This is a genomic window from Nocardioides seonyuensis (assembly GCF_004683965.1).
GTDB lineage: Bacteria > Actinomycetota > Actinomycetes > Propionibacteriales > Nocardioidaceae > Nocardioides > Nocardioides seonyuensis.
On the sequence record NZ_CP038436.1, the window covers coordinates 2,797,976 to 2,824,724 of the forward strand.

The window sequence follows — 26,749 nt, forward strand, 5'->3', positions numbered from 1 at the left end:
CGCATCGCCTGCGCGCTCCCACGCCGGGAAAGCATCGACGGCGGCACCCCCGGGGGGTGCCGCCGTCGATCAGCTAGGTGGTGAGACTCACGCCTTGCCGAGGATGCGGTTGAGGTTGGTGCTGCAGACGGGGCAGACGGCCTTGGCCATCTTGGTGCCCTTGTCGTTGACGCGGACCTCGCCCTCTGCTTCGCGCTTCTCCTTGCACTTGACGCAGTAGAACTCACCGCTCCAGGTCTCCGCCATGACGGCCTCCTTGCTTGTAGAGATTGTGGTCGTCGCGACGGGGTGGTCGTGAGGGGAAGCCCGCCGGGGTCCGCCGGCGGGTGCCGGTGGTCCGTCGAAGACCCTACGCCACGCGTGGGCCACGCTCACGCACACCACGCCTGAGCGTGGCCGAGCGGTTGTCGGCGCCCATGCCGGGAGAGGCCGTCGTCGGTACTCTCTCGCCATGGCTGACCTCACCCACCTCCGGCTCGAGCGTCCCCATGAGGGCGTCGCCGTGCTGACCCTCGACAACCCCGGTCTTCGCAATGCGATGAGCGAGGAGATGACGACGTCGTGGGTGGCGGCGATCGACGAGCTCGCGGGCGACAGGTCGGTGCGCGCGGTCGTCGTCACCGGTGCGGGTCCGGCGTTCTGCTCGGGCGGCGACACCGGGTGGATCGCGAGCGAGCCCGAGGCCAGCGTCGACCAGCTGCGGCACCGGATGATGGGCTTCTACCGGGCATGGCTCTCCATCCGCAGGCTCGAGGTCCCCACCATCGCTGCCATCAACGGCCACGCCATCGGTGCGGGCCTGTGCGTGGCGCTCGCCTGCGACATCCGCTACGCCGCGCGTGGCGCCAAGATGGGCGTGCCGTTCGTGAAGCTCGGCATGCATCCCGGGATGGCCGGCACCTACCTGCTGCCCAACGTCGTGGGGGAGGCCCACGCGCGCGACCTCCTCCTGACCGGTCGGGTGGTCGAGGCGGACGAGGCGCTGCGCCTGGGCATGGTGTCGCGGGTCATCGAGCCTGACTCCTTTCACGACGAGGTGCTCGCCGCTGCCGCGGGGATCGCCGCGACCGCGCCGATCGCGAGCCGGCTGACCAAGATCGCACTCCTTGACGGCGGTCACGCCGACCACGAGAGTGCTCTTCAGTGGGAGGCGCTGGCGCAGCCGCTCACCTTGGCGACCGCCGACCTGCAGGAAGGCATGCGAGCCAGTCGAGAGAAGCGCGCACCCAGCTTCGAGGGTCGCTGAGGAGTCGCCCATGTCCTCTCGTGATCCCCACACCCCCGGTCCAGGACCGGTGGCAGCCCTGCGACGGATCGCGTTCCTGATGGAGCGCCGACGCGAGGAGACCCGTCGGATCGAGGCGTTCCGCAACGCCGCGCGCACCATCTTGCCGCTGCCGGACGAGGAGGTCAGGGCGCGTTCCGAGGCCGGCACCCTGACCGAGCTCAGCGGCATCGGGCCCAGCACCGCCGCCGTCATCACCCAGGCCTGCCGGGGTGAGGTCCCCGAGCGGCTGGTGAGTCTCGAGAAGACGTCCGGGCCCCTCGCAGAGGGCGGGCGCGAGCTGCGAGCCCTCTTGCGTGGTGACCTCCATTCCCACTCCGACTGGTCCGACGGCGGGTCGCCGATCGAGGAGATGGCGATGACCGCCATGGAGCTCGGTCACGACTACCTGGTGCTCACCGACCACAGCCCGCGCCTGCGGGTCGCCAACGGGCTCAGCGCCGAGCGGCTGACGCGCCAGCTCGGCGTGGTCGAGGCCGTGAACGCCCACCTCGGCGGTGAGTTCACCCTCCTCAAGGGCATCGAGGTCGACGTCCTCGACGACGGGTCGCTCGACCAGACCGACGAGATGCTGGCGCAGCTCCAGGTGCGCGTCGCGAGCGTCCACTCCAAGCTGCGGATGGACGCCGCCCCGATGACCAGGCGGATGATCGAGGCCGTGCGCAACCCGTTCACCAACGTCCTGGGTCACTGCACCGGCCGCCTCGTCACCGGCAACCGAGGCCTGCGTCCCCAGTCGCAGTTCGACGCGCGCGCAGTCTTCGAGGCCTGCGCCGAGCACGACGTCGCCGTCGAGATCAACTCCCGGCCCGAGCGGCGCGACCCTCCCACCGGCCTCATCGAGCTGGCCCGCGACATCGGCTGCGTGTTCTCCATCGACTCCGACTCCCACGCCCCCGGACAGCTCGACATGGTCGACCACGGGTGCGAGCGCGCCGAGGCAGCCGGCATCGACCCCGACCGGATCGTCAACACCTGGCCGGTGGAGCGCCTGCTGGCCTGGGCGGACAAGCGGTGAGCGGGTCGTCCCCCGAGATCGAGGTACGACGCTCGCGCCGCCGCCGTCGTACCGTCTCCGCCTATCGCGACGGTGACCGGATCGTGGTGCTGATCCCGGCCACGATGAGCAAGCGCGACGAGGCGACCTGGGTGGCCGACATGGTCGCCCGGCTCGAGCGCAAGGAGCGCCGCAAGCACCGTTCCGACTCCGACCTGCTGGCCAGGGCGGCACGCCTCAACGACCTCTACCTCGGCGGGCTGGCTGTCCCGGAGTCGGTGCGATGGGTGACCAACCAGACCTCGCGCTGGGGCTCGTGCACTCCGGGCGACAGGTCGATCCGTCTCAGCACCCGCCTGCAGGGGATGCCTGACTGGGTCGTGGACTACGTGCTGGTCCATGAGCTGGCCCACCTGATCGAGGCCGGTCACACACGGGAGTTCTGGGCGTGGGTGGAGCGCTACCCCAGGTCCGAGAGGGCGCGGGGCTACCTGCTGGGATGGTCGGCGGGAGCCGACGTGGAACCGCCCTCGAGCGAGAGCGAGGCCTGACCCGCCGCGAGGGCTCCTCCGGCGAGGGCGACGAACGGTGTGAGCTCGGCGTTGGGCAGCGAGTCCACCGGCCACCAGGCGAGGTCGAGGGACTCCTGGCTCAGGACGTGGTCCGCGCCGGCGCGGGCGCGCGCCACGAACATGACGTCGAGGTGCTGGACGCCCTCGCCCGGCCAGCAGAACGGCACGTCGTGGGCGTCGAGCACCACCGGCGTCGGGTCGAGCACGAGGTCGCCGGCGGTCAGGCCCGACTCCTCGAGGGCCTCGCGCAACGCAGCCCCGGCCAGCGTCGAGTCGCCGGGCTCGACGTGTCCGCCGAGCTGGAACCAGCGCCCGGACTTGGCGTGCAGGGTGAGCAGCACTCGCTCCGCGCTCTCGTCGAGCACCAGCGTCGAGGCAGTCAGGTGGTCGGGCCGGCAGTCGCGCGACATCGCGTCGTGACGTCTCTCAAGCAGGGCGACATAGCGTTCGCGAAGCTGCGCCTGCTCCGGAGTCGGAGGCGTCCAGGCTCGGAGCACCGCCAGGGCGTCGGCGTGCGAGCTGCTCGCCGCGCTCACTCCTGCGGACGGCCCTCGGGGCCGCCGTCGAGGAGGTCACGCAGTCCTGCGTCGAAGTCCTCCTCGCTGAGGCCTTCCGGTGCGACGGCGTCCTCGCGGAAGCCCAGCGGGTCGTCGAGGTCGGCGGCGGTCGGGAGCAGCTGGGGTGACATCCAGACCCCGTCGCGGGCCTCGGTGCCCTGGCGGGTGCGCAGCGACCCCCAGAGCGTCGAGGCGTCGCGCAGGCGGCGCGGGCGCAGCTCCAGGCCGACGAGGGAGGCGAAGGTCTGCTCGGCAGGGCCCCCGGCGGCGCGTCGACGCCGAACGGTCTCCTGCAGCTTGGCGGCGGCCGGCATCCGCTCCGCGGTCGCCTGGCCGACGACCTCGTCGACCCAGCCCTCGACGAGCGCGAGGGTGATCTCGAGGCGTTCGAGGGCGGCCTTCTGGGTGGGGGAGGGCTCGAGGTCGAACAGACCACCGGAGAACGCCTCCTGCATGGCTGCCGGGTTGCCCAGGTCCAGGCCCTGGAGCTTCTCCTCGATGCCTGCGGTGTTGATCTCGACACCGCTGCCGTAGTCGGCCACCGCGCCGATGAGGTGGTCGCGGAGCCAGGGGACCCCGGCGAAGAGGCGCTGGTGCGCGGCCTCGCGCAGCGCGAGGTAGAGCAGCACGTCGTCGGCGCTGACGTCGAGCTCGGCGGCGAACGCCTCGACGTTGGAGGTCACGAGAGCAGCCTTGCCCGTCGGGCCCAGGGGCAGCCCGATGTCGGAGGCGCTGAGCACGTCGCCGGCGAGGGTGCCGAGGCCGTCCCCGACCTGGCTGGCCACCATGCCCGAGCTGGCCCTGGAGAGGAGCGAGATCAACGGACCCGCGAGCTGGCGCATCTCCTCAGGCAGGGCCTGCTCGAGTGCGGTCGACGCTGAACCTGCCACCGGCTCGACCAGGACCGTCCACACGTCGAGGGTCTCCACGACCCACTCGGCCCGTGACCACGCTGCCGTGGTGCTGACGCCCGAGGGGAGCTCGGTGGCCGAGTCGAGCCAGTGGTCGGCGAGCCGCACGGCGTCGGCGACCGCGTCGGCCTGCGACCGGGTCGGGGTCGGGTCGGGCTGCTGGGCGGTGACCTTGCGGGCCACGTCGGCCACGACCTCCCAGTTCACTGGGCCGTCGTGGGGCTGCAGGAACGCCTGCATCTGCGCCATGAGGCCGCCGAGGTCGGGCATGCCGCCGGCGGGCCCGCCGCCGAGCCCGCCCAGCCCACCCAGTCCACCGAGGTTGGCGAAGATCTGCTCGAACGGCGTGCCCTTGAAGGGGTTGGGCTGGTCGTCGGCGCCCTCTCCGGGGATGTCGTTCATGCCTCCCACGGTACTCAGCCTCCCCAGATCGGCGGAGCCTAGACTTCGGATCGTGAGTGATCCCGTCCGGCTCGTCGCCATCCAGGAGACCCCCCTCGACGTGTCCGAGGTCCTCGACGCCCTCGGCGACGCCGGTGCGGGCGGGCTCACGCTCTTCGTGGGTCAGGTTCGCGACCACGACGGCGGGCAGGGGGTCGCCGCTCTCGGCTACTCCGCCCACCCGAGCGCGCTCGACCGCCTGCGTGACGTCTGCGAGCAGGTCGCCGCCGCGCACGACGTCCGCGGAGTCGCCGCGGTGCACCGCGTCGGGCAGCTGCAGGTCGGTGACCTCGCTGTCGTCGTGGCGACCACGGCGGCCCATCGCGGCGACGCCTTCGAGGCGTCGAGGGCGCTGATCGACACGCTGAAGGCCGAGGTGCCCATCTGGAAGCACCAGGTCTTCGCCGACGGAAGCGAGGAGTGGGTCGGCACGCCGTAGGCATTTCGGGGGCGCGACTGCCTAGTCTTGCCGCGTGGAGATCCTGCTCTGGCTCGTGCCGTCGCTGGTCGTGCTGGTCGCTGCCATGACCTGGGCCGGATGGGTCGGGCGCGAGGGGCGTGGCGAGGTCGACCGGGACGTGGCCGCCGAACGGCTGGGCAGGGCCCTGGCCAAGGATCACACCCCCCGGCGCCACGTCGCTCCCGAGCGGGTGCGGGACCGCAGCACCGGCATCGCCGTACGCCCCACCCAGCGGGACGTCTCGGACAGCACCCGTCGCGTCTCGTAGTTGTCGGCGTTTGAGAGAGTGACGCCATGAGTCAGCGGACCCGGGCGGGCCTCATCGCCGCGTGCCTGCTGGCTGTGCTGTGGGCGGTGGCGGCGTTCACCGCCCTGCCCTACGTCACCTACAGCCCCGGCCCGACCGTCGACATCCTCTCCGCGACCGAGGGGAAGGAGAAGGTCCAGGTCTCCGGCCACAAGGCCTACCACGACGACGGCGAGCTCCGGCTCACCACGATCTACGTCGACGACCCGCAGGAGTCGGTCACCCTGCTCGAGCTGCTCAAGGCCTACGTCGACCCTGACGAGGCGGTCTACCCGCGTTCCGCGGTCTACGCACCCGACGAGACCGACGAGAGCAGCGAGCGGATGAGCACGGTGCAGATGGTCTCCTCCCAGGACTCTGCCGTCGCGACGGCGCTGACCGAGCTCGGCTACGACGTCGACGAGGTCGTCGAGGTGCTCGACGTGAGCGAGGACCTCCCGGCCGACGGGCGCCTCGAGGTGCGCGATGTGCTGCTGGAGGTGGGGGGTCGGCCCATCTCGGAGCCGCAGGACGTGGTCGAGGCGGTCGACGCCGCGCCGGTCGGCGAGCCGCTGGAGTTCGTCGTACGACGTGACGGGGACGAGGTGAGCGTGGAGGTCACCCCGCGCGAGTTCGACGGCGACAAGAGGGTCGGCATCACCCCGGGGTCGGGGTTCACCTTCCCCTTCGACGTGCGTGTCGACATCGGCGACAGCATCGGCGGCCCCAGCGCCGGGCTCATGATGGCGCTCGCCGTCTACGACACCCTGACTCCCGGCTCGCTCACCGGCGGCCACAGCATCGCCGGCACCGGCACCGTCACCCGCGACGGCGAGGTCGGTCCCATCGGCGGCATCCAGCAGAAGATCGCGGCCTCCCGCGACGTGGGTGCCGAGCTGTTCCTCGTGCCGGCCGGCAACTGCGACGGCGTCGCAGGCGTCGACTCCGAGGACATGCGCTTGGTCCGAGCCACCACCATGCACGACGCCGTCCAGTCCATCGAGGCATGGGTCGAGGACCCCGACGCCTCCCTGCCGACCTGTGAGGACCCCGCGTGAACCCTCCCTTCGAAGACCAGCACGAGGGTCTCCCACCCGCCGACGTGCCCACGGACCTACCGGCCGACCCCGCCCTGGCGTCGGCCGTGCTCGAGATCGAGTCCCACGTCGGGCGCGAGGGCTGGGACCAGCCGGCCCGCCTCTACGCCCTGGTCGAGACTGCGGCGCTCGTCGAGCAGGAGCCCGCGCTCGCCGCGATGATGGAGATCGACGGCCCTGGCGACGAGGGTTCGTTCACCCCGATCGAGCAGGACGGCCTCCCGCCCGGCCAGCAGCTCGAGGAGGCGCTGGAGTCCATCGTGTGGCCGCCCAGCGTCGCAGGGTGTGCCGCCGTGGTGGAGAGGCTGGTGCTCCCGCCCGATGCGGACGCGCAGATCCCCGAGGACCCGGCCGAGGCCGAGAAGTTCGCCCGCGAGCACCCCCAGCGCCAGGAGGTGCGCATCGTGGCGGGCGCGACGCGCGCCGGCGCGGCCTACTGCGCCCTGCGCCTGCGGGCCCACGACGACGAGCAGTCCGTCGTCGACGGGACCGACCTGGTCCCGGGCCTGCTTCACCTGCTGCACGCCACACTGGAGCAGGTCCCCCTCGCAGACGAGCCAGGCGGGTCGACCGACGAATCCGAGGGCACCGAATGAGTGACATGAGCGGCGACTTCCAGCGGCCGAGGCCCGCAGCGCGTCCGGCAGCAGCGCCCTCGCGCAGGTCACGCAGCCTGGTCATCACCGCCGGCGTCCTGGTGGCCATGTTCATGCTGCTCAGCGCGTTCGCGAGCTTCTGGACCGAGCGGCTCTGGTTCGCCTCGGTCGGCTACAGCGGGGTCTTCTCGACGCTGCTGTGGACGCGGATCGGTCTGTTCCTCGTCTTCGGCGGCGTGATGGCCGCCACCGTCGCGGTCACCATCGCCCTCGCCTATCGGTTCCGGCCGGTCCTGTGGCCGGCGATGCCGGGGATGGCCGACGACGGCCTGGACCGCTACCGCCAGGTCATCGCGCCCAGGGTCGGCTGGATGGTCGCGGGCATCTCGATCCTGATGGGCCTCTTCGCCGGGGCCTCGGCCTCGGGGCAGTGGCGCAGCTACTCGCTGTGGCGCAACAGCCAGCCGTTCGGCACGAATGACCCCTACTTCGAGAAGGACGCCGGCTTCTACGTCTTCGAGCTTCCCTGGTGGCACTACCTCACCGACTACGTCATGGCGCTCGCAGTCATCGGCCTCATGGCGACGCTGCTGGTCAACTACCTGTTCGGCGGCATCCGACTCTCGGCACGGCCGGGCGACCGGCTGAGCAGCGCGGCAGCCGTCCAGCTCTCGGTGCTGCTGGCCGTCTTCGTGATCGCCAAGGCGGTCGACTACTGGTTGGACCGCTACGACCTCGTCGTCTCCAGCGGCAGCATCTTCACCGGCATGGGATACACCGACGACAAGGCCGTGCTGCCGGCCAAGGAGATCCTCGCCGGCATCGCGATCGTGTGCGCACTGCTGTTCCTCGCCAACATCTGGCGCCGCACGTGGCTGCTGCCCTCGCTGGGCGTGGCGCTGTTCGCGCTCTCGGCGATCGTGCTCGGCCTCATCGTGCCCGGCGTCGTCCAGGGGGTGCAGGTCAACCCCAACGTGCCAGACCGCGAGGGGCCCTACATCAAGGCCAACATCGACGCCACGCGCCAGGCCTACCAGCTCGACACGATCGAGCGCGCCGACGTGTCTGGGGAGGCCATCTCGGGAGGTGGTCGGCTGTCCAGCCTCGACGGCATGACCGACAGCGTGCCGCTGGTGGACCCCAAGGTCGTGAGCGAGATCTTCGAGCAGCAGCAGCAGGTGCGCGCCTTCTACTCGGTCCGCGACGTGCTCGACGTGGACCGCTACGAGATCGACGGCCGCGACCGGGCGGTGGTCCTCGGGGTGCGCGAGCTCGACCAGAGCGGCCTGGCCGAGGGTGACCAGAACTGGTCCAACCTGCACACCGTCTACACCCACGGCAACGGCGTGATCGCGGCCTACGCCAACCAGCGCCCCAAGGACAACAGCAGCCAGTCGCGCAGCGGCGTGGAGTGGGCCGAGGGCCAGGAGGCCGACGAGAGCGACCTCACCGAGCTCACTCCCGACGGCTACGAGACGCGCGTCTACTTCGGTGAGCTCAGCCCGAGCTACAGCATCGTCGGCCAGCCCGAGGGCGGTGACCCGGTCGAGCTCGACCTGCCCAAGGGAGACAGTGCCGAGGAGAGCGAGGAGATGACCTACGACGGCACCGGCGGTGTCGAGATCGGCAGCCTCCCCGAGCAGCTCCTCTACGCCGTGAAGTTCGGCGAGCCCAACCTGCTGCTCTCGGGGCGCGTCCACGAGAACTCCCGCATCCTCTACGACCGCAACCCGCGCACGATGGTGGAGAAGGTCGCGCCGTGGCTGACGGTCGACTCCGACCCCTACCCGGCGGTGATCGACGGTCGGATCCAGTGGATCCTCGACGGCTACACCGTCACCGACCGCTACCCGCTCTCGCAGCGCGAGTCCCTGGAGACGATGACCGAGGACTCCCTGCAGGACAACAACGGCTTCCAGACGCTCCCCACCGACGAGATCAACTACCTGCGCAACTCGGTCAAGGCGACCGTCGACGCCTACGACGGCACCGTGACGCTCTACGCGTGGGACGACACCGACCCGATCCTCAAGGCCTGGGACGGCGTGTTCCCCGGCGTGATCAAGTCCCGTGACGAGATCCCCGAGTCGCTCAAGCCCCACCTGCGCTATCCCGAGGACATGTTCAAGGCCCAGCGCTACCAGTACCAGCGCTACCACGAGACCGACGCCCAGGACTGGTTCAAGGGCTCCACGCGGCTCGAGGTGCCCAAGGACCCGCAGGCCGTCGACCGGCTCCAGCCGCCCTACCGCCTCTTCACCGACGTCGGTGAGGGCGAGACGTGGTCCCTCACCTCGGTCTACGTGCCTCGCGAGAAGGACAACCTCGCCGCCTACATGGCGGTCAACAGCGACGCCACCGACGAGGAGAACTACGGCAAGATCTCCGTGCTCGAGCTGCCCAACGAGCGCACCGACGGTCCGCGACTGATCGCCAACGCACTCAGCAACGACGAGGAAGTGCGCGCCGAGCTGGTCTCGTTCACGACCAACGGCGACTCCAAGCCGGTGTTCGGCAACCTGCTGACGCTGCCCGTCCAGGACAGCTTCATGTACGTCCAGCCGCTCTACACCAAGCGGGCGGGGGAGTCGAGCTACCCGATCCTGCGGTTCGTGCTCGTCTCCTACAACGGCAACGTCGGGATCGGCACGACCCTGCGCGACGCCATCGCCGACTCACTTGGCGCATCGCCCGACGACGCCGAGGCGCAGGAGCCGAGCCCCGAGACGGGCGAGGAGCCCGCCGAGGAGCCCACCGAGGAGCCGTCCGAGGGCGCGACCGAGGAACCGACCGAGGCACCCGAGCTCCCCGAAGGCACCCAGGCCCGGATCCGGGAGCTGCTCGAGCGAGCAGACGCGGCGTTCGACGAAGCCGAGGAGGCGCAGCGAAACGGCAACACCGTCAAGTGGGCCCGCCTCACCGAGGAGGCCCGCCGGCTGATCGAGGAGGCCATCGAGATCTCGGGTCGCTGACCTCGATTTGGGTCCCTCGTTCCATCCCTGTAAGGTTCCTCTCACCGACGCGGGGTGGAGCAGCTCGGTAGCTCGCTGGGCTCATAACCCAGAGGTCGCAGGTTCAAATCCTGCCCCCGCTACCAAATTCAGGCTCGGAATCTACGGATTCCGAGCCTGAAAGCATTTAGAGATTTGATCAAGTGTCCAGAAACGGCTGAGTTATCCGGACCAACCACGTCCCCGCTTCGCGTCGTAGTCGTCGGCCTTTGCTGAGCGCGTGACGCTGACGGCCCGCTGGTCGGTTGTCGCCATGACTGACCTCACTACCACCACCGCCCGCGACCCCCTGCCCGAGTGGCGCCTCGCGCTCACCTCCGAGCGCAAGAGCCCCAAGACGATCGCCCTCTACCTCGACGCCGTCGGCCGCTACCTGACCTGGACCGAGACCCAGGACCTGCCGCCGATGCGACGCACCAGCCTGCAGACCTGGATCACGACCATGCTGGATGCCGGTCGGTCGCCCAGCACGGCGCGGATCCGGCAACAGGCCGTGCGCCGCTACGCTGCCTGGCTTCTCGCAGTCGGGCACCTGGATGGTGCCCCGTTCCAGGGCATGACCTCGCCCAAGCTGGACCAGCCCGTGGTCGACCCGCTCACTGTCGCCCAGGTCCGCGCGCTCCTGCAGACCTGCCAGCCGGAGGCCGCCGACGTTCCCGCGACGGCGCGTCCGCTACGGCACGCCCGCGACGAGGCAATCATCCGGCTGATGGCCGAGACCGGGATCCGGCTCAGCGAGGTCATCGCCCTCACCGCGGGCGACCTCGACCTCGCGACTGGCCTCGTCACGATCCGGCGCGGCAAGGGCGGCCGCGGCCGCGTCATCCCCATCGGCCAGGCCACAGCTACCGCGATCCGCACCTACCTCGCCGTTCGCACCACCCAGCCCCATGCCGATCGCGAAGAACTCTGGCTCGGCGAACGTCGCTGCGGGCTCGCCGCCGACGCCCTCTACCGCTCCCTGCGCCGACGCGCCGAACGAGCCGGCATCACCGGGTTCCGACCCCACCGACTGCGCCACACCGCGGCCCACCGCTGGCTGGCCGCCGGCGGCTCCGAGTCCGGCCTGATGGCCATGGCCGGCTGGACCCGCGTCGAGATGCTCATCCGCTACACCCGCGCCAACGCCAGCGAACGCGCCGCCGCCGAAGCCCGGCGTCCCGACCTCGGGAACCTGTGAACGCGTTGGAGCCTCGGGAGAGCGGAAGAAGACCCACCCGAAGATTGAAACGCTCCGTTTGCTTCGAGTATTGCGAATTCGTGCCCGCCTCGAGAAAAGAAGCACCATGACCGCATTGGCCACTCGTCCCGTCCAACCCCGGCAGCGCCGCCGTCGCGCCGCGCCGCACGTCAAGGACGACCTCGCCACCCACCCCGACAGCGTCATCCGACTCCTCCCGGCCGCGACCCCAAGGAGACGCTTGTTGTGCTGGCGCACGTCGAGCTCGCCACCCAGCAGGCCGCAGAGCTCCTCAACGTCAGCCGGCCCTGCCTCATCGGTCTGCTCGCCGCCGGCGACCACGAGTACCGCAAGGTCGGCAAGCACCCGGATCAAGGCCAGCCCCTGATGGTCTACATGGCCGTGATGAACAGGGGCCGCCCCGCGACGCCGCCGACGGACTGACCAGGAGAAGGGCGTGCTTGACGGTGCTGTTCGTCGTCCTCTGCGACGCAGACGTGCTCTACCCGAGCATCTCCGGGACTCGCTGATGGGCATTGGCCGAGACGGGCTCGTCCAGGCGGAGGGGATGGACTAGATCCTCGACCAGGTCTTCCCAACCTCGTCGCGAGCCGACCCGGCCTCGACCCGCAGAAGCGTGCCCGTACGCGTGAGCTCATGAACCGTGCCGTCCGTGACTGCTTGGTGTCTGTCGGTGCCCATGCCTTCTTAGCTGCCGCTTCGCATCCGGATTGCCAGCCGCCGGTTCCACCAGCCCGGCTGGGCGGCCGCTTGCGCCAGCAGACGGTCGTACTCGCGCGGTGTCAGCCAGCGCAGTGCCGGTACGGCGACGAGGCCGGCCGCGAGCGCCCACGGCCAGGCGCTGAGGTTCTCGACCAGTCCGCCCACGACGGCCACGGCCGACACCTGGAGCACCATGTTGTAGGGAACGATCAACACGCCCTCGATCCCCTCGCACTCCACCAGCCAGGGGAGTCCGTGCCAGGTCGCCCGCGGCCAGCTCGCATAGTGCGAGATCACCGCGGCCGCGAACAGCCCGTTCGCGGCCGCGAACCTACGGTCTCCGCGCGGGCCAGGGAGACGACCGGCGGTCCGGTAGGCGCCGGCGGTCGCCAGGGCGTACCCCGCGACGGCGGGCCGCACGCCGATCCGCGGGGCACCCGGCACCCCGACCCCGACGGCTAGCTCGTAGCCGAGGTGGCTGGCCACGGCGACTATCCCGAGCCGGGTCCAGCGACGGTAGGGCATGCGTCTCAGGGTACCCGCGCGGCTACTGGTCAGCGGACGTTCTCGGACCGGGACAGGAGTCTGCACTCGCGCGTGTGCGGACCGGCGGAGTGGTCGACCAGACCGTGACGAAACGGCGGCGAAGTTGACGTTCGCACAGGGTCGTGACCACAGCATTCCCGGAGCGTCTCGACGGCATGCCGCAGCCCTCGATGACCGTGCCCTCCCAGTCTTGGAGGTCGCCGTAGGTGCTTGGCTCCGCTCTGCGGTGGACGACCCGTGCCAGGAGCCAGCGGAGCGTCTGCGACGTCCTCGGTGTCGAGGACACGGTGCGGGTCGATCGCGGATCGTCTCGTATGTCGTCCGTTCCGCGTTGGGCGTCTACTGCATGGGCAGCGAGATGTAGCCCCGGATCGGGCCGGAGTGGAGCCTGACGGCCGCGTCGAGGTCGACGTCCCAGTCAGGACGGCGAGTCAGCAGTGTCTGGAGAGCGATGCGTGCTTCGAGGCGGGCCAAGGATGCGCCGAGGCAGAAGTGGATGCCGCGTCCGAAGGCAACCTGTCGTTCGGGGTGCCGGTTGACGTCGAAGCGGTCTGCGTGGGGAAAGGCGTGATCGTCGCGGTTGGCCGAACCGAAGAGAAGCAGCACCGTGTCACCGGTCTGCATGCTTTCCCCGTGCAGCTCCACCGGCGCGGTGAGGGTTCGCGCGAGGCCCTGGACGGGTGAGTCGAAGCGAAGTAGTTCCTCGACCGCGGCCGGCACGAGTTCTGGGTCGTCCGCCAGCTGCTGTCGGACATCGGGGTGCTGGGCGAGCACCACGGCGCTGTTGGAGAGTAGGTTGGTGGTGGTCTCGTGCCCGGCGACGAGCAGCAGCAGGCAGAACCCGAGCAGCTCTTCTTCGCTGAGGTACTCGCCGTCGACTTCGGCCTGGACGAGTGCCGTCATGAGGTCGTCTTGAGGGTGCGCGCGTCGCTCGGCGAGGAAGGCTGTGAAGTACTCGTAGAGCGCGGCGGCGGCATCCAGCCCGGCGCCGAACTCTCCTCGGACAGGATTCGACTGGATCAGCGTGGTGGACCATGCCCGGAACTGATCACGGTCGTCACGCGGAACGCCGAGCATGTCCGCGATGACGATGGCGGGAAGCGGGCCGGCGAACCCGGAGACGAACTCCCAATTGCCTGCCTCCGGAGTTTGGTCGAGGAGGTCCTTGACCAAGGTCTCGATGTGCGGCTCGAGCGCTGCGATGCGACGCGGGGTGAAGGCTCGACTGACGATCTGGCGCAGCTGGGTGTGCCGGGGTGGATCGCTCATGATGAGCATCGGCAGGAACAGTTCCGTCATGTCGACCCCGGGTGGGGTTGGGAAGATGCCCGACGCTGAGGAGTACGTCGCCGGGTCGGCCAGGGCGGCGGAGACGTCGTCGTACCGGCTGAGTACCCACGAGTTGGCCTCGCGCGACCAGTGGGCCGGGGAGTTGGCCCGCAGCTCTCGGTAGACGGGATAGGGGTCAGCTATCACCTCGGCGTCGAACGGGCTGTAGGTCAGTGGCTGATCGCTCATCAGACATCTCCTTCGCGGTCGATCCTTCATCCGCGGCCCTCGGCTGTGATCGATGTCGAGTACGGACAGTGGGCGGGGGCGACGAGCGTGCCGCCCACCGAACGTCGCTCGGTTGGCCGCGTCATCTTCCGAACTCTTGGTTTGTATTGTGAGTACAACATACGATGTCGCGTAGGTCGAGACCCGCGACCTCACCGAGATCGACGGCACCCGAACGGAGACGTGGGGGATGAGGAAGCTTCCGGCGAAGTTGGCCAGTCAGCTCTACGGGGCGGCGGAGCTGATCGCGGAGCGCGGTCTGGACGGCACCAAGATCGAAGACATCGCTGAGGCCACGGGCATCCCCAAGGCCACGATCTACTATCACCTCGACGGCAAGAATGCCGTGCTGGAGTTTCTCCTCGGCGACCTGTTGGACATGATCGCCGGGGCGGTCGGGGTTGCGGTAGCGAGTGAGGAGAATGCTCGGACCCGACTGGAGGCGGCTGTGCTGGCGCAGCTGGGCGTGATGCTCGAGCACCCGTCCTTGTGTCGGGCACTGGTCGGCGACCTTGGACGCGCGACCCGGCTGCCCGAGTTGGCGGCGGCACTGCGGACTGCCTTCTACGAACCGATCGAGCAACTATTGGCTGAGGGTGTCTCCGACGGGTCGCTGCGCCAGGTCGCCGATCCGGGCGCCGTGGCCTTGAGCGTCTTCGGTGCCATCACCGTCGCTGGCCTCAGCGCGGCCGTCGAGGGGCCGTCCGCCGACCCATCCGCCGACGCATCGCGTTTCTCTGCCGCGGTCAGCGAGCTGGTCCTCGACGGTCTCGCGACACCTGCCAGTCGCGTTCAGCGGCGGGGTGAAGCGCTGTGAGCAGCATGGAGGAGCTCCTCGCCAGCTGGAACGAGAAGTTCCGGCTGCACGCTGATGGTGCTCAGCTTCCGCCGCACCACACCCACTGCCTCGCCTGTGGACCCGACAACCCGCACGGCCACCACCTCACCGTCAATCGTCGAGGAGAGGAGGTGCACGCGACCCACGTCTTCGATGAACGTCATGTCGGCGCACCCGGGATCGCCCACGGTGGTGCCGTAGCAACCGTCTTCGACGACCTCTTCGGGTTCCTGCTCTACCTCACGGGCGGTCCTGCGGTGACCCGGAAGCTGGAGGTGCTCTACGACTCACCGGTCATCCTCGGCACTACCTACGACCTCGCGGCCAGGGTCGTCCGCACAGAAGGGCGCAAGCTCTTCATGGAAGCCGACATGAAGCAGCTCGGAGGGTCACGTGTCGCCTCCGCCTCGGCCCTCTTCCTTTCTGTGGACGTGACCCACTTCAACCAGGGCTTGCCAATCTGACGCAGACAGTCCGGCGCCGTTCTTCCGGACCAGAGGGTTCCGAGCCGCGCTCGTGGGGGCCGCTCGATCCCACCGCGCAAGTGCACCTTCTGGGCGCCACGCACCAACAACGTCAGCTCCTGCTCGATTGTCTCCACCGAGACCAGCTCGCCCTCCGCTTTTTGTTGCATGTAGCACCCATACCGCTAGCCGAGGGGGAATCCTGCTCTGTCTCTTGCGCCATAGCCGGGGACGCCTGCGCAGGCGCCGCGACCCACGGGTGGCGGTGGGGAGGCTGCAAGCCGACGCGGGTCGAAGATAGGGCCGAGTGTCCGCGGGCAGACGGACGCCGTGTCAGGAGATGTTGCCGACCAGGTAGCGCTGCAACGTAGGAGCAAACGCGGCCACCAGCTCGTCTTGGCTTGCCGAGGTCAGATCTTCGAGTCCGACGACGTGGCGAGCCACGGCAATGCCCAGGATCTGCGACATGACGAGCACGGCGCGCAGTGGTGCCTGCCCGGCTCCGAGCTGGGACACGATCGGTTCCAGCACCCCCGTCGTGAACTTGTCCCGAATCATGCGGGCAGTGTCGGCTTCGACCCCGGCGGTGCGGATGATTGCGAGGATGCGCTGCCGCCGGCCTGCTTCATCGAGGGCTTCGATCAGGCACCTGGCTAGGCGCTCGCCGACGTCCCTGGAGTCGCCGTCGAGGAGCTGAGCCCTCAACGCGGCCGAATCGAAAGAGAGGACGGTCACCTCGTCGAAGAGCTCCCGTTTCGAGCCGAAGAAGTATGCCACCAGGGCGGCATCGACGCCTGCCTGTGCCGCGATTGACCTCATGGTCACGCGGTCGTAGCCGCCGGCGGCGAACTGCTCGCGAGCGGCCCGAGCTATCTGCTCGCGTGTCACGCTGTGCCCCGGTCGGCGTCCTGAACCTCCCGGGCTGAGCCTGGGCGTTGCCGTCCCGGGGGTCATTGTTCGGCCAGAAGGTTGCTCCATACACAACTCACTCCGTGCTCAGTGTGGATGCTGGCGTCGCCTCTCCGTCCCGGGGATCGCCCGCGGAGCCGAATCGACGCTGACAAGGCTCGATAGCGCGCTTCCCGAATCTACCCTGTTCCTCCTATGTATTTCGGCGTACCGTGGGCTGTGCCACTGTGGCTGGGGTGATCGTGAGGCCCGGCTCGCCGCCAGGGGTGGAGGTGAACGAAGTGAGGTACGGAGATCCGTACGGGCCGGCATGGCAACAGCTGGGAAGCGCGTTGTGGGATGCGTTGGCAGTCGTGTTGTGGACGCTGGTGGCTGGCAGCATCGCGTTCGGGTCATGCTGGTGCATGGGCCAGTTCATGTACACCGCGTGGGTTCGCGAGCATCCGCCTCCGCGCCTCCGGTTCGTTGCCGAACGCAAGCTGCGCAGGGATATCGCCCGAGGGCTGGGCGACCTCGAGGAGTACCTGCGCGAACGCGGTCCAGCCTGCCCCCACGATGTTCCTTCTCGTCCCGCGCGGTTTCGCACGTGGAGGCGCCCAGGCGCGCCCCGGCGGTAAGCCAACCTCCATCGCGCCGGACGCCCTCGGTCAGCCGTTCGCTAACTCATCGCTGATGGGCGGGCCCAGACACCCCGTCCGGGGGCCCGGCGATGGCGGCCACCAAGCAACTCCATCAACCCCAGCAGCGACGTTGAGCGCTTTCCGCGCAGCGAGCTGGGACTAACGGAGCTGCGCTTGTGTGACTCGCGGAGCGGTCCAGGCTGACTGTCGAGCCAAAGGGCCGATGGCCGCCCACGTTCAGAGAGGCTGGCAGACGCCGTAGGTCTGGAGCGGCTCCTGAAACATCGCCCGACGTTCGACTCTGGAAGCTTCGCCTACTTCAGTTGCGGACCTCGAGGTGTTGACGACCCGGGGCCTCAGCCTCCTCGTTGAGCATCGTGAGCAGTTTGTCCCCCTCGATGTCGAGGTCTGGCAGCACGCGGTCGAGCCAGCGGGGCAGCCACCATGCTCGCTCGTTGAAGACGGCCATGAGCGCCGGGACGAGCGTCAGCCGGACGACGAAGGCGTCGATAAGGATGCCAGCGGCGAGGGCAAAGCCGATCTGCTTGATCATGATGTCGTGGCTGAAGATGAAGCCGGAGAAGACCGCGACCATGATGATGGCGGCTGCGACGACGACCCGGCTGGCTTGGTCGAACCCGTGGACGACGCTCTGCCGTGCTCCCTCACCGTGGATGTGTGCCTCGCGCATTGAGGAGACCAGGAAGACCTCGTAGTCCATGGCCAGTCCATAGAGGATGCCGGTGACGATGATCGGCATGAAACTCATCAGCGGCCCCCCGGTGTCGAACCCGAAGAGGCTGCTGAGCCAGCCCCACTGGAAGACGGCAGTGGTGGCACCGAAGGTGGCCAGGATGCTGAGCAGGAAGCCGGCTGTGGCCTTGATCGGGACGACTACCGAGCGGAAGACCAGCATCAGGATCAGCACGGAAAGCGCGATGATGATGCCGAGGTAGAGCGGAAGGACGTCGGCGAGCTTGTCGGACATGTCGATGCCGATGGCGGTGAACCCAGTTACGCCCAGCTGTACCTCATTGTCGCCGGCGATCGCGTTGTCGGGCTCGCGCAGCGAAGTCACCAGGTCGCTGGTGGCCTCGTCGCTCGGGCCGGAAGTGGGGATGACGCTGAACACGGCCAGGTCGCCGGCTTCATTGACGCCGACCGGGGCGGCCAGCACGATGTCGTCTCGGTCCTGGAGGTCGGCGATCAGTTTCGCGGTCAGCTCGGGTGTGACGCGGCCGGCGGTGCCGGTGGGTTCTGCGGTGACGAGTAGGGGACCGTTGAATCCCTCGCCGAAGCCTTGCGAGACTGCCTCGTAGCTCTGCCGGGCGGCGGTGTCCTGGTTCGCGGTGGCCCCGGTGGGGATGCCCAGGTTCATGCTGGCGGCGGGGATCGCCATCACGCCCAGGATGGCGACCACACCCACTATGACGGGCCACCGGAACCTGATCACGCCTTTGACCCAGTGGTCGGCGACACTGTGTGATTCCTCCTTGACCTTGGCGCGGCGTTGGGCTCGCGCCTTGTCCGAGCAGATCCGCTCACCGACCAGCCCTAGCAGTGCGGGCAGCAGGGTCAGCGCGATGAGGACGGCCAGGGCCACCGTGGACGCCGCGACCAGGGCCATCGTGGAGAGCATGGCGATGCCGATCACGGTCAGTGCGGTCAGTGCGATGAGGACGGTCACGCCGGCGAAGAAGACGGCACTGCCCGCGGTGCCGACTGCTCTGCCGGCCGCCTCCTGCGCGGTGAGTCCGCGGTCGAGGATGAGCCGTCGCTGCCGGTTGACGACGAACAGCGCGTAGTCGATGCCGACGGCGAGGCCCACCATGAGACCGAGCACTGGGGTGGCGGAGTTCATCTCGACGGCCGTCGAGAGCGCGTACGCTCCGCCGACGCCGATGCCGACCCCGACCAGCGCGGTGACCAGGGGAAGGCCGGCCGCGATCAGCGAGCCCAGGGTGAGCACCAGCACCAGGGCGGCGACGGCGAGACCGATCACCTCGCCGATGCCGACCGGGATCTCGATGGCCTTGAGCGAGTCGCTCGGGAGCACGGTGATCCCGGTCCCGTGCTCCGCGCGCTCCACCACCTCGACCACCGAGGTGACGTCATCGTCGGTCAAGGAGGTCGAGGCGACCGTGAACTGGAACTGGAACAGCGCGACCTGACCGTCGGAGGACACCAGCACGCCGGGCACAGGTGCTCCGTCCACCAGCAGCGGCTGGTAGGGAGGCGTCTGCCCCTGCGCCGATCCCGTCGGGGGAGTGCCCGGTGCATTCTCGTTGGGAGTGCCTGGAGCGCCTTGATCAGCCGCACCCGGCGCAAGGTCGAGGGGGTTTACGACCTTGTCGAGGTCATAGACGTCGTTGACGGTGTTGGTGATCACCGAAAGGCGGTCCGCGGTGTCGAGTCGTTCACCCTCCGGGACGGTGAAGACGACGCTGGCCTGACCTCCCGAGGCTGCAGGCAGCTCATCGGCTACGCGGTCGAGCACGGTCTGTGCCTCGGTGCCCTCGATCTTCATCTCGGAGCTGACACTGACTCCGTTGATAGCGACCGCACCGACGACCACGGCGAGGACCGCGAGCCAGCCCGAGATGAACAGCCACGGCTTGCCGAAGGCGGTTCGTCCGAGCCGGTACAGGAAGGTGGACATGGGTCTGGTGCTCCTTGAGGGCGAGGGGGTTCTAGAGGCCGTTGCGTAGGTAGTCGAAGGTCAGGTCGAGAAACGAGCTGTAGTCCATCGCGGCGGAGCTGAGGTCGCTCTCGCCGCTGAGGTGGACGTCGAGGGTGCCCTCCAGGGCGGCCATCACGGCGCCGTACACCGCGCCGAACAGCAGCGGCACATAGATCGAGGGGTATCGCTCCCCGGCCACCGACCCCAAGAGCTCCTGGGCGGTATGACGCATGCGCTGCTGAACACCCAGGACGTAGGGCTCCAGGGTCGGGTACTGCCGCGCCATCGTCATCAGCTCGCGCATCGTCAGCAACGTGTCTTCGGTGAACTGCTCCCTCATGACGGCCAGCAGGGCGTCGAGCAAGGGCAGGTCTGCGGGGAGGCTGGTCAGGATCTCGCTGACGTCGTCGACCCGGCCGAACGCGACCGAAGCGACCGCCTCTTCCTTGCAGGAGAAGTGGTTCGCGAAGGTACGTCGCGAGTAGCCCGCTCGGTCGACCACGTCCGCGGTGACGAAACCGAACAGGCCACGCTCTCGGGTGAGCTCGAACGCCGCCACGGCCAGCGTCTGTCCCGTCGCCTCTCGCTTGAGGTCACGCAGTCCACGATCCATGTGCGCAGTATGACCTGTCGTGCCCAATGGGCAACATTGCCCACCGAGCAGAGCCGTGGCTTCGGGGCGCCATGGACCGCAACAGTCCGACGCGGTCGGTAGCGTGGCGGCAACAGCTCACCATCGCCCTCCGGCGCCGCGGGTGGCATTAGGTGGGCGTCCAAGGATGGGAGTGCGCGCATGGGCACTGCGGGGGATGGGACGGACGCTGGACGCGTAGCGGACCTCACGCAGCTGGCTGACGGCGCGCAGTTCGCTGACGCCGTGCTGGCTCTACTGGCGGTCGCTCGGCGGACCAGGGGCCGACTGCAGCCCCTCTTCGAGGACGTCACCGTGCCGCAGCTGGTACTGCTGGATGCTGTCCAGGCCTGCGGGCGGGAAGGCATCGTCGCAATCTCGGAGTACACGTTGCTCAGCCAACCGACCGTGACCCAGCAGGCCGCCGCGCTAGAAGCCGCCGGGCTTCTGCGTCGCATCGCAGCCGAGAACGATCGGCGCCGGCGGGTCCTCACGCTCACCGAACGCGGTGAGGACCTCCTGGCATCTAAGCGCGGACTGGTCGCCGACCGGTTATCAGTGGCCTGGGCATCGCTCAGCGCCGAGGAGCGGTCGATCGCGGTCCCGCTGCTGCGTCATGTCATTGACCTTGTCTCGGAGTTGGCCTGACACTTGCACGCACGGACGCGGGAGGAGCCGGCGCCTGCGGCCGGCCGATCGGGACGAGCGCGCTCGGGTGGTGCGTGGCCAGCTGTTGGCACGGGCGGCGACGGCCGAGCCCATCCGACTACGACCGACGGACTGACGCGAGGGCCCGCATCTCCCCTGCGCCCCGTCGTAGGACCTGCGAGGGTCTGACCTTAGCCGCCTCCATCAGGGCGAAGTGGGGCCGCGCACGTTCGCCGGTTCGAGAAGTTGGAGACGCCTCTGTTTCGGGCACACCCACCATCGGAGATGCAGGCACGAGAGTCACCAGGAGGCCGGTGTAGCAGACAAACGTCCGAGCCAGCAGTCCCGAGCTCGGCGGTGGTGCTCGCGTGCTGGCGTTCGCTGACTTGCCTACGATTGGTCACCCATCGCTGAGTTCGCCCGCCGCTTTGCGCATCTGAGAGATGGCATGGTCTTCGTCGCTGGGGAGCGTCGCGATGAGCTCATTCACCCGTCGCCAGCGGTCGAACGTCGCTGCGTCGCTACGGCCGGCCGCAGCCAGCGCCGACCACGTGTCCGCGCAGCGCAGGAGCGCGGTTCCGGCCTTCGCCATCTCAGCGGACCCCGTTAGCCGAGCCACGTCGGTACAGAACTGTGCCTGCAACCGGCGGAACAGGCCGCCGCCGGTCCCTGCCTTCTCCACAAAGGCGTGGAGTGAACGCAGCGCGACGTCTAGTTCCGGTTCGGGCATGAGCCCCGGCCACCGGTCGACATCCTCGGCGAATACCGCGACTCCACTGATCCCCGCAGCAGCAACGGCATCCGGCGGCAGCGCCGACGTATCCGGGATAATCGCGGTTACCGGCGCTTGCATGTTCTCGACCGAGGCGACGAGGGCCGAAGCCGCGGTCGGACGGAGACCGGGCAGGCTCTGGGGCCAGTTCACGAAGTACGTGGTGTGCCTCGTGGGCACGGGGAACGACCGTGACGCGCGCGCCCGCGCAAGAGCCTCGTAGGAGACTTCCTGCACCTCGGCTCGGTCGTTGTCCACCACAAAAGCCTTCTCCGTCTCGTCGTCATAACCGATCACGACGATGTCATGCCGACTCATCTGAAGGCGGACATTGAGGTAGGGCAGCTCAGCAATGTCCGCCCACATCAGCACGGGACGGCCTCGCTGGAGCTCCCTGCGGACCCAGCCCCAACCGGTCACGGGGTCGTCGGTGCCACGGACGTCGACCTCTGCACCGAGCCTCGAAAGAAGGTCGACCTCAAGGTCGCTGCTACGCCCGACGAAGTAGATGGGCGGGGTGAGAGCCGGCACGCGCAGATAGGTGAAACCCAGACCGCCGCCCATCCCGAAGACCAGACCTTCGCTCGGTACCTCCTCCCAGCCGAGACCGGCCCACTCCAGGAGGTCTCTCAGCGCTCCGGAACCGCAATGACCGGCCTCGCGGTGGGGATAGTCCAGCAGGATCCGCCGCGGCTCCGGCTGTCGGGGCAGGAACTCAGCTGACATGGCAACTCCTGGATGGGCTCGCAGCGCTCTGTGCGTACGCCGGTGGGTCGGGCGCGGCGGGTTCCGCGACTCTACATTTCGCTGAGGCACGCAGGGGCTCGCGGTCGACGGCGGTCGTGAGGGCTGGTGCAGGTCACGATTCGAGGGACAGGAACCGGACGGCGACGTCGGAGATCTTGCGCGCCGTCGCGGTTCGGTCCCACTTGGGGAGCGCCAGATGACTGACCGTCAGGCGCACCATGGTGTCGGCCGCGTCGACGACGTCGTCTGGGGGAAGACTCGGGTAACTCTTCGCCACCCATGCGGCTAGGGTGTCGGAGGCGAGGTCGAGAAGCCGCGCGGATGTCGTGAGCAGCGGGAGCATCCCCGTGGACGGCTGACTGCCCGCATCCAGGTCTCGGTTGGAGATGAGCACTGCCTTGAGCAGGGGGCTGCGCTCGGCCTCGATCAAGGTGTAGTCGACGGCTGCTGCGATGCCGCGTTTCGCATCGCCGATGTGTGCCTCCAGCGCCTTCTGGATGCCCTCCAGGAAGCGCGAGGCCTCGCGGAGCACGAGGGCTTCTCCAAGGCCGGCCTTGTCACCGAACTCCTTGTAGAGCGCCGCTCGCGACACCCCGGCACGATGCGCCACCTCTCCCATGCGCACCCGGTCCCAGCCGCGGTCGACGATCAGGTCGTGGGCAGCCTCGAGGACAGCGGCGCGCATGTGCTCCCTGAACCGTTCGCGCATGGATGGTCCCCGCATGTCAGAGAGGTTAGCGATTCGTGTCTCGCGACCGACTCGCGTCACTGACCTGGACACGCCCGCACGCTCCTAGCGTGCTCGTGGGCCAGTTGGTCGACCATGACGGCGAGGGTGTCCTGAAGCCTCTGCACCCCTGCAGCGACTGCCGTCGCCCTCGGCAACTCTCGGAGGTCCTCGAGTTGCACCGGGTCCCCGACCAGCAGGGTGACCCGACGACGGCGGCGGCCCAGCACCACCCTCCCTTCGTAGGCTGGCACGATCGCCTGCACGCCCCATTGAGCAACGGGAATCAATGGAGCCGACGTCTCGAGTGCGATGCGGACAGCACCCGACCTGAGCGACATCAGACGTCCATCCGGTCGCTTTGTGATCGATCCTTCCGGATACACCACGACAAGAGCGCCACGCTCCACGGCTTCGACCGCGGCACGGATCCCTGACCGGCCGTCGGACCGATCGACCTCGACGTGGCCGGCCGACCGGAACCACCAGCCGACTGCTCTACTTTGAAACAGGCTCGCCTTGGCCATGAACCGGGGGGTCCGGCCCTGGGCGAGGATCATCTCCCCCAGGAACAGCGGGTCGGCCTGGGAGACATGGTTGGCCGCCAGCACCGCGCCTCCCGACCCGGGCAGGCGCTCCGTACCGCGCCAGTCCGCTCTCCTGCCCAGCAGCAGCAGCGGTTTGCAGACGAGCAACGCCAGCCACCACGCAGGCCCGCGGGCGTCTCTGGGGACGCCTCTCGCGCCCGCGGACCGACCCGAGTCACGCAAGTCCGGAACGATACGCAGGACTCCCATCGCCGTCCAGACCGTCGACCTCCAAGCCATCCTTGCTCACCTCGGCGGGCAATGGCTCGATGGTGACCACGACCAGCGGTCACTGCGGCTTCTCACACCGCCACCTCCGCTGTCAGGGCGGCCATGTCGGCCGCAGTCCCCTGGGTGAGCATGCGTTTGGTGGTCATGAAGTCCCGGGGACGGTTGACACAGTCAGCAGCTATCGGCTCGCCCTTCCGGAGGTAGTAGCAGGTGAAGTCGCGGTCACGGGTCGGGTCACCACTCATGACGATGTCGTCATAGGCGGTGTTGAGTCCCGCGATCTGGAGCTTGAGGTCATACTGGTCCGACCAGAACCACGGGAGCGCCGCCACCTCCTTGTCATTTCCACAGATAGTCGCCGCTGCCACCTTGGCCTGCTCCACTGCACTCGGGACCGACTCCAGCCTGATTCGTCGGCCGTAGCGGGGGATGTCCTGCGACGTACAGTCCCCGGCCGCCACGATGTCAGGGTCACTGGTGCGGGCGTGGGCGTCGATGAGGATCCCGTCGTCCACGACCAGGCCGGCTGCCTCGGCGAGTTCGGTGGTCGGCTCGATCCCGATTCCGACGATCACAAAGTCCGCTTGGACCGACTCGCCACTGGCCAGCACCACCTCTCGCACGCGGGTGTCGCCGACCAGGGCCTCTACCGAGGCGTTCGTCCTCACGTCGACGCCCTCTTCTTGGTGGATCCGTGTGAAGAAGGCCGACACCTCAGGGGCAGTGACCCGCTCGAGGACCCGGTCTGCGGCCTCGAGGACCGTGACGTGGAGGCCCAACGAGCGCAGCGAGGCGGCGGTCTCCAGCCCGATGTACCCACCACCCACGATGACGGCGTTGCGCCCGGGGATCGCGTCCTCGCGGATCCGCTCCACCCCCGACGATTGACGCAGGTAGTGCACCCCGTCGAGGTCGGCACCCTCGGCGCGGAGACGTCGGGGGTGCGCTCCCGTGCACAGAGCAAGAGCGTCATAGGACAAGCGGTCCCCGGTGCCGAGCACGAGCTCGCCCGCCGGCCGGTCGATCTCCTGCACGCTGGCAGTCACGCGCTCGACGTCCTGCTTGACGTAGAAGTCCTCCGACCGGATGGCCAGCTCCTTCAGCGAGCACTTCCCGGCCAGATATGCCTTCGACAACGGAGGCCTTTGGTACGGCAGCGCCGACTCGTCACCGACCAGCACGATCTCACCCGACCAACCCTCTCGGCGGAGGCTGGTGACCAGCTGCACCCCGGCATGGCTGGCGCCGACCACCACCGCGCGCCCTGAGCTCATCCGCTGCCCTTGGGGGTGAGCTCGACCATCAGCTTGCTGATGCCGCGAACAAAGTTGGACTGCACGTACTGCGGCTCACCGACCACATCGATCCTCTCGAAGCGCGGGAGCAGCTCCTCCCAGAGGATCCGCAGCTGCAGCTCGGCCAACCGGTTGCCCATGCACCGATGCACGCCGAAGCCGAAAGCGATGTGGTTGCGGGCGTTGCGACGGTCGATGATCAGCTCGTCCGGCCGCTCGAACACCGTCTCGTCGCGGTTGCCGGACGCGTACCACATCACCACCTTGTCGCCCTTGCGGATGAACTGACCGTTCAGCATGGTGTCGGTCTTCGCGATCCGCCGCATGTACGCGAGCGGCGTCTGCCAGCGGATGATCTCCGAGACCATGTTCGGGATCAGGTCCGGATTGGCCTTGAGCTTCTCGAACTGGTCGGGGAACTGGTTGAGTGCAAGAACTCCGCCGCTCATCGAGTTGCGTGTGGTGTCGTTGCCGCCCACGATCAGCAGAACAAAGTTGCCGATGAACTCCATCGGACGCTTGATCAGGTCCTTGGTGCTCTCATCGCTCTGCAGCATCGTGACCAGGTCGAACCCGGGCTCTTCGCCGGCCGCGAGCCGGGCGGCCTTGTCGTGCCAGAGTTCAGTGAGTCCTCGCGCCATCTCGAGCATGCCCCGGAACAGCTCGTCGTTGTCGGTAGTGGCCGTGCCGCCGTTGGTCTGCTCCATCGAGGTTGCCAGGTCCGACCACTCGACGAGCTTGTGCCGCTCCTCGAAGGGGAAGTCCAACAGCGTGGCCAGCATGCGGGCGGTCAGCTCGATCGACACCGTGCTCACCCAGTCGAACGGTTCGTTGACGGGCAGGTTGTCCAGGACGTCCCTGACGCGCTCGCGAATGAGGTCCTCCATCTCGTGGAGGTTCTTCGGTGCGACGACACCTTGTACGGCGCGCCGCTGTATGTCGTGCTTGGGCGGGTCCATGGCGATGAACATCGCGACGTCCATGAACCGCGGGGGTGTTCCGATGACGATGAGAGGCTCGGCGGAGAAGACCTCGTGGTTCTTGTCCACCGCCATGATGTCGGCGTGACGCGTCACCGACCAGAACGGGCCGAAGGGACTGTGGGCCTGGTAGTGGACCGGAGCCTCGTTGCGCAGACGTTCGAAGTAGGATGCCCACCGCCCCTGTCGGTAGAGGAACGGGTTGCTGAGGTCGATCTCGGCGAGGGGGACCTCTTCGACCGGCGGGATCCGGGCCTCGACGAACATCGGCCCGTTCGCGCCGGTGACCCAACGCCGGCCCTTGTCGTAGAGGCGCGCGCCCTGGATCTGTCGCTCCAGGGGGATGGCGGACTCCACCTTCGTTTTCACTGATTCTGGGATCTTCACTTCTGGGAACTTCA

The 26,749-nt window shown here is 68.5% G+C and carries 26 protein-coding genes and 1 tRNA gene; 14 read left to right on the top strand and 13 right to left on the bottom strand.

The window, feature by feature from the left end; all coding sequences use genetic code 11:
* Positions 1–87 precede the first annotated feature (87 nt).
* The gene (locus tag EXE58_RS19540) at positions 88–246 is read right to left on the bottom strand and encodes a DUF5679 domain-containing protein (RefSeq protein WP_167288890.1); all 159 of its coding nucleotides are present in this window, start codon (positions 244–246) and stop codon (positions 88–90) included.
* Positions 247–451: 205 nt separating this feature from the next.
* Between EXE58_RS19540 and EXE58_RS13570 the strand changes: the two genes are divergently transcribed.
* The 3 genes from EXE58_RS13570 to EXE58_RS13580 are packed head-to-tail and all read left to right on the top strand — an operon-like array spanning position 452 to position 2,833.
* The gene (locus tag EXE58_RS13570) at positions 452–1,246 is read left to right on the top strand and encodes an enoyl-CoA hydratase/isomerase family protein (RefSeq protein ID WP_135268382.1); all 795 of its coding nucleotides are present in this window, start codon (positions 452–454) and stop codon (positions 1,244–1,246) included.
* 10 nt (positions 1,247–1,256) lie between these two features.
* A complete protein-coding gene (locus EXE58_RS13575; protein ID WP_135268383.1) occupies positions 1,257–2,303 on the top strand; it encodes a PHP domain-containing protein in 1,047 nt (348 codons plus the stop codon).
* The gene (locus EXE58_RS13580; protein WP_244242224.1) at positions 2,300–2,833 is read left to right on the top strand and encodes a M48 metallopeptidase family protein; all 534 of its coding nucleotides are present in this window, start codon (positions 2,300–2,302) and stop codon (positions 2,831–2,833) included. The genes EXE58_RS13575 and EXE58_RS13580 overlap by 4 nt, the downstream gene beginning before the upstream one ends.
* On the opposite strand, the gene EXE58_RS13585 is transcribed toward EXE58_RS13580, so the two are convergent.
* Entirely contained in the window at positions 2,770–3,390 is a 621-nt protein-coding gene (locus EXE58_RS13585; protein ID WP_135268384.1) for an NUDIX hydrolase, read from the bottom strand. The two genes, EXE58_RS13580 and EXE58_RS13585, sit on opposite strands and share 64 nt — an antisense overlap.
* Complete coding sequence (locus tag EXE58_RS13590) at positions 3,387–4,724, bottom strand: zinc-dependent metalloprotease (RefSeq protein WP_135268385.1); 1,338 nt, start codon at positions 4,722–4,724, stop codon at positions 3,387–3,389. Before EXE58_RS13590 ends, EXE58_RS13585 begins: the two co-directional genes overlap by 4 nt.
* A gap of 52 nt (positions 4,725–4,776) precedes the next feature.
* Between EXE58_RS13590 and EXE58_RS13595 the strand changes: the two genes are divergently transcribed.
* The 8 genes from EXE58_RS13595 to EXE58_RS19750 all read left to right on the top strand — a co-directional run bounded on the left by EXE58_RS13595 (position 4,777) and on the right by EXE58_RS19750 (position 11,837).
* The gene (locus tag EXE58_RS13595; protein ID WP_244242225.1) at positions 4,777–5,202 is read left to right on the top strand and encodes a molybdenum cofactor biosynthesis protein MoaE; all 426 of its coding nucleotides are present in this window, start codon (positions 4,777–4,779) and stop codon (positions 5,200–5,202) included.
* 34 nt (positions 5,203–5,236) lie between these two features.
* Positions 5,237–5,491 (top strand): hypothetical protein, encoded by a 255-nt coding sequence (locus EXE58_RS13600; RefSeq protein ID WP_135268387.1) that lies wholly within the window; start codon positions 5,237–5,239, stop codon positions 5,489–5,491.
* A 26-nt stretch (positions 5,492–5,517) separates the two neighbouring features.
* A complete protein-coding gene (locus tag EXE58_RS13605) occupies positions 5,518–6,567 on the top strand; it encodes a YlbL family protein (protein ID WP_135268388.1) in 1,050 nt (349 codons plus the stop codon).
* Positions 6,564–7,202 carry a PPA1309 family protein gene (locus EXE58_RS13610; RefSeq protein ID WP_208544013.1) on the top strand — a complete coding sequence of 213 codons (639 nt, stop codon included), beginning with the start codon at positions 6,564–6,566 and terminating at the stop codon, positions 7,200–7,202. Before EXE58_RS13605 ends, EXE58_RS13610 begins: the two co-directional genes overlap by 4 nt.
* Entirely contained in the window at positions 7,199–10,174 is a 2,976-nt protein-coding gene (locus tag EXE58_RS13615; RefSeq protein ID WP_244242226.1) for a UPF0182 family membrane protein, read from the top strand. Before EXE58_RS13610 ends, EXE58_RS13615 begins: the two co-directional genes overlap by 4 nt.
* Positions 10,175–10,222: 48 nt before the next feature.
* A tRNA-Met gene (locus tag EXE58_RS13620) sits at positions 10,223–10,299 on the top strand.
* A gap of 167 nt (positions 10,300–10,466) precedes the next feature.
* Complete coding sequence (locus tag EXE58_RS13625) at positions 10,467–11,393, top strand: tyrosine-type recombinase/integrase (protein ID WP_135268389.1); 927 nt, start codon at positions 10,467–10,469, stop codon at positions 11,391–11,393.
* Between the two features lie 246 nt (positions 11,394–11,639).
* Entirely contained in the window at positions 11,640–11,837 is a 198-nt protein-coding gene (locus EXE58_RS19750; RefSeq protein WP_208544014.1) for a MerR family transcriptional regulator, read from the top strand.
* A 264-nt stretch (positions 11,838–12,101) separates the two neighbouring features.
* On the opposite strand, the gene EXE58_RS13635 is transcribed toward EXE58_RS19750, so the two are convergent.
* The gene (locus tag EXE58_RS13635) at positions 12,102–12,641 is read right to left on the bottom strand and encodes a hypothetical protein (RefSeq protein ID WP_135268390.1); all 540 of its coding nucleotides are present in this window, start codon (positions 12,639–12,641) and stop codon (positions 12,102–12,104) included.
* A gap of 360 nt (positions 12,642–13,001) precedes the next feature.
* Positions 13,002–14,180 carry a cytochrome P450 gene (locus EXE58_RS13640; RefSeq protein WP_068111696.1) on the bottom strand — a complete coding sequence of 393 codons (1,179 nt, stop codon included), beginning with the start codon at positions 14,178–14,180 and terminating at the stop codon, positions 13,002–13,004.
* A gap of 229 nt (positions 14,181–14,409) precedes the next feature.
* Here EXE58_RS13640 and EXE58_RS13645 point away from each other — a divergent pair, with 229 nt between their 5' ends.
* Together EXE58_RS13645 and EXE58_RS13650 are read left to right on the top strand one after the other, a co-directional pair.
* Positions 14,410–15,036, top strand: a complete 627-nt coding sequence (locus EXE58_RS13645; RefSeq protein WP_135268391.1) for a TetR/AcrR family transcriptional regulator — start codon at positions 14,410–14,412, stop codon at positions 15,034–15,036.
* A gap of 5 nt (positions 15,037–15,041) precedes the next feature.
* Complete coding sequence (locus EXE58_RS13650; RefSeq protein WP_244242542.1) at positions 15,042–15,521, top strand: PaaI family thioesterase; 480 nt, start codon at positions 15,042–15,044, stop codon at positions 15,519–15,521.
* A gap of 333 nt (positions 15,522–15,854) precedes the next feature.
* Here the strand turns inward: EXE58_RS13650 and EXE58_RS13655 are convergent, their stop codons facing one another.
* The 3 genes from EXE58_RS13655 to EXE58_RS13665 all read right to left on the bottom strand — a co-directional run bounded on the left by EXE58_RS13655 (position 15,855) and on the right by EXE58_RS13665 (position 20,343).
* A complete protein-coding gene (locus EXE58_RS13655; protein WP_068111705.1) occupies positions 15,855–16,409 on the bottom strand; it encodes a TetR/AcrR family transcriptional regulator in 555 nt (184 codons plus the stop codon).
* 960 nt (positions 16,410–17,369) lie between these two features.
* A complete protein-coding gene (locus EXE58_RS13660; RefSeq protein WP_135268394.1) occupies positions 17,370–19,709 on the bottom strand; it encodes an MMPL family transporter in 2,340 nt (779 codons plus the stop codon).
* 31 nt (positions 19,710–19,740) lie between these two features.
* Complete coding sequence (locus tag EXE58_RS13665) at positions 19,741–20,343, bottom strand: TetR/AcrR family transcriptional regulator (protein ID WP_135268395.1); 603 nt, start codon at positions 20,341–20,343, stop codon at positions 19,741–19,743.
* 180 nt (positions 20,344–20,523) lie between these two features.
* Between EXE58_RS13665 and EXE58_RS13670 the strand changes: the two genes are divergently transcribed.
* Positions 20,524–21,009 (top strand): MarR family winged helix-turn-helix transcriptional regulator, encoded by a 486-nt coding sequence (locus EXE58_RS13670; protein WP_135268396.1) that lies wholly within the window; start codon positions 20,524–20,526, stop codon positions 21,007–21,009.
* Between the two features lie 400 nt (positions 21,010–21,409).
* On the opposite strand, the gene EXE58_RS13675 is transcribed toward EXE58_RS13670, so the two are convergent.
* The 5 genes from EXE58_RS13675 to EXE58_RS13695 all read right to left on the bottom strand — a co-directional run bounded on the left by EXE58_RS13675 (position 21,410) and on the right by EXE58_RS13695 (position 26,717).
* Positions 21,410–22,507, bottom strand: a complete 1,098-nt coding sequence (locus tag EXE58_RS13675; protein ID WP_135268397.1) for a BtrH N-terminal domain-containing protein — start codon at positions 22,505–22,507, stop codon at positions 21,410–21,412.
* A gap of 133 nt (positions 22,508–22,640) precedes the next feature.
* The gene (locus EXE58_RS13680) at positions 22,641–23,252 is read right to left on the bottom strand and encodes a TetR/AcrR family transcriptional regulator (protein WP_135268398.1); all 612 of its coding nucleotides are present in this window, start codon (positions 23,250–23,252) and stop codon (positions 22,641–22,643) included.
* Between the two features lie 41 nt (positions 23,253–23,293).
* Entirely contained in the window at positions 23,294–24,082 is a 789-nt protein-coding gene (locus tag EXE58_RS13685) for a lysophospholipid acyltransferase family protein (RefSeq protein WP_244242227.1), read from the bottom strand.
* A gap of 62 nt (positions 24,083–24,144) precedes the next feature.
* Entirely contained in the window at positions 24,145–25,347 is a 1,203-nt protein-coding gene (locus EXE58_RS13690; RefSeq protein WP_068111721.1) for an NAD(P)/FAD-dependent oxidoreductase, read from the bottom strand.
* Positions 25,344–26,717: a cytochrome P450 gene (locus tag EXE58_RS13695; RefSeq protein WP_244242228.1), complete on the bottom strand. Its 1,374-nt coding sequence runs from the start codon at positions 26,715–26,717 to the stop codon at positions 25,344–25,346. The genes EXE58_RS13690 and EXE58_RS13695 overlap by 4 nt, the downstream gene beginning before the upstream one ends.
* Between the last annotated feature and the right edge of the window lie 32 nt (positions 26,718–26,749).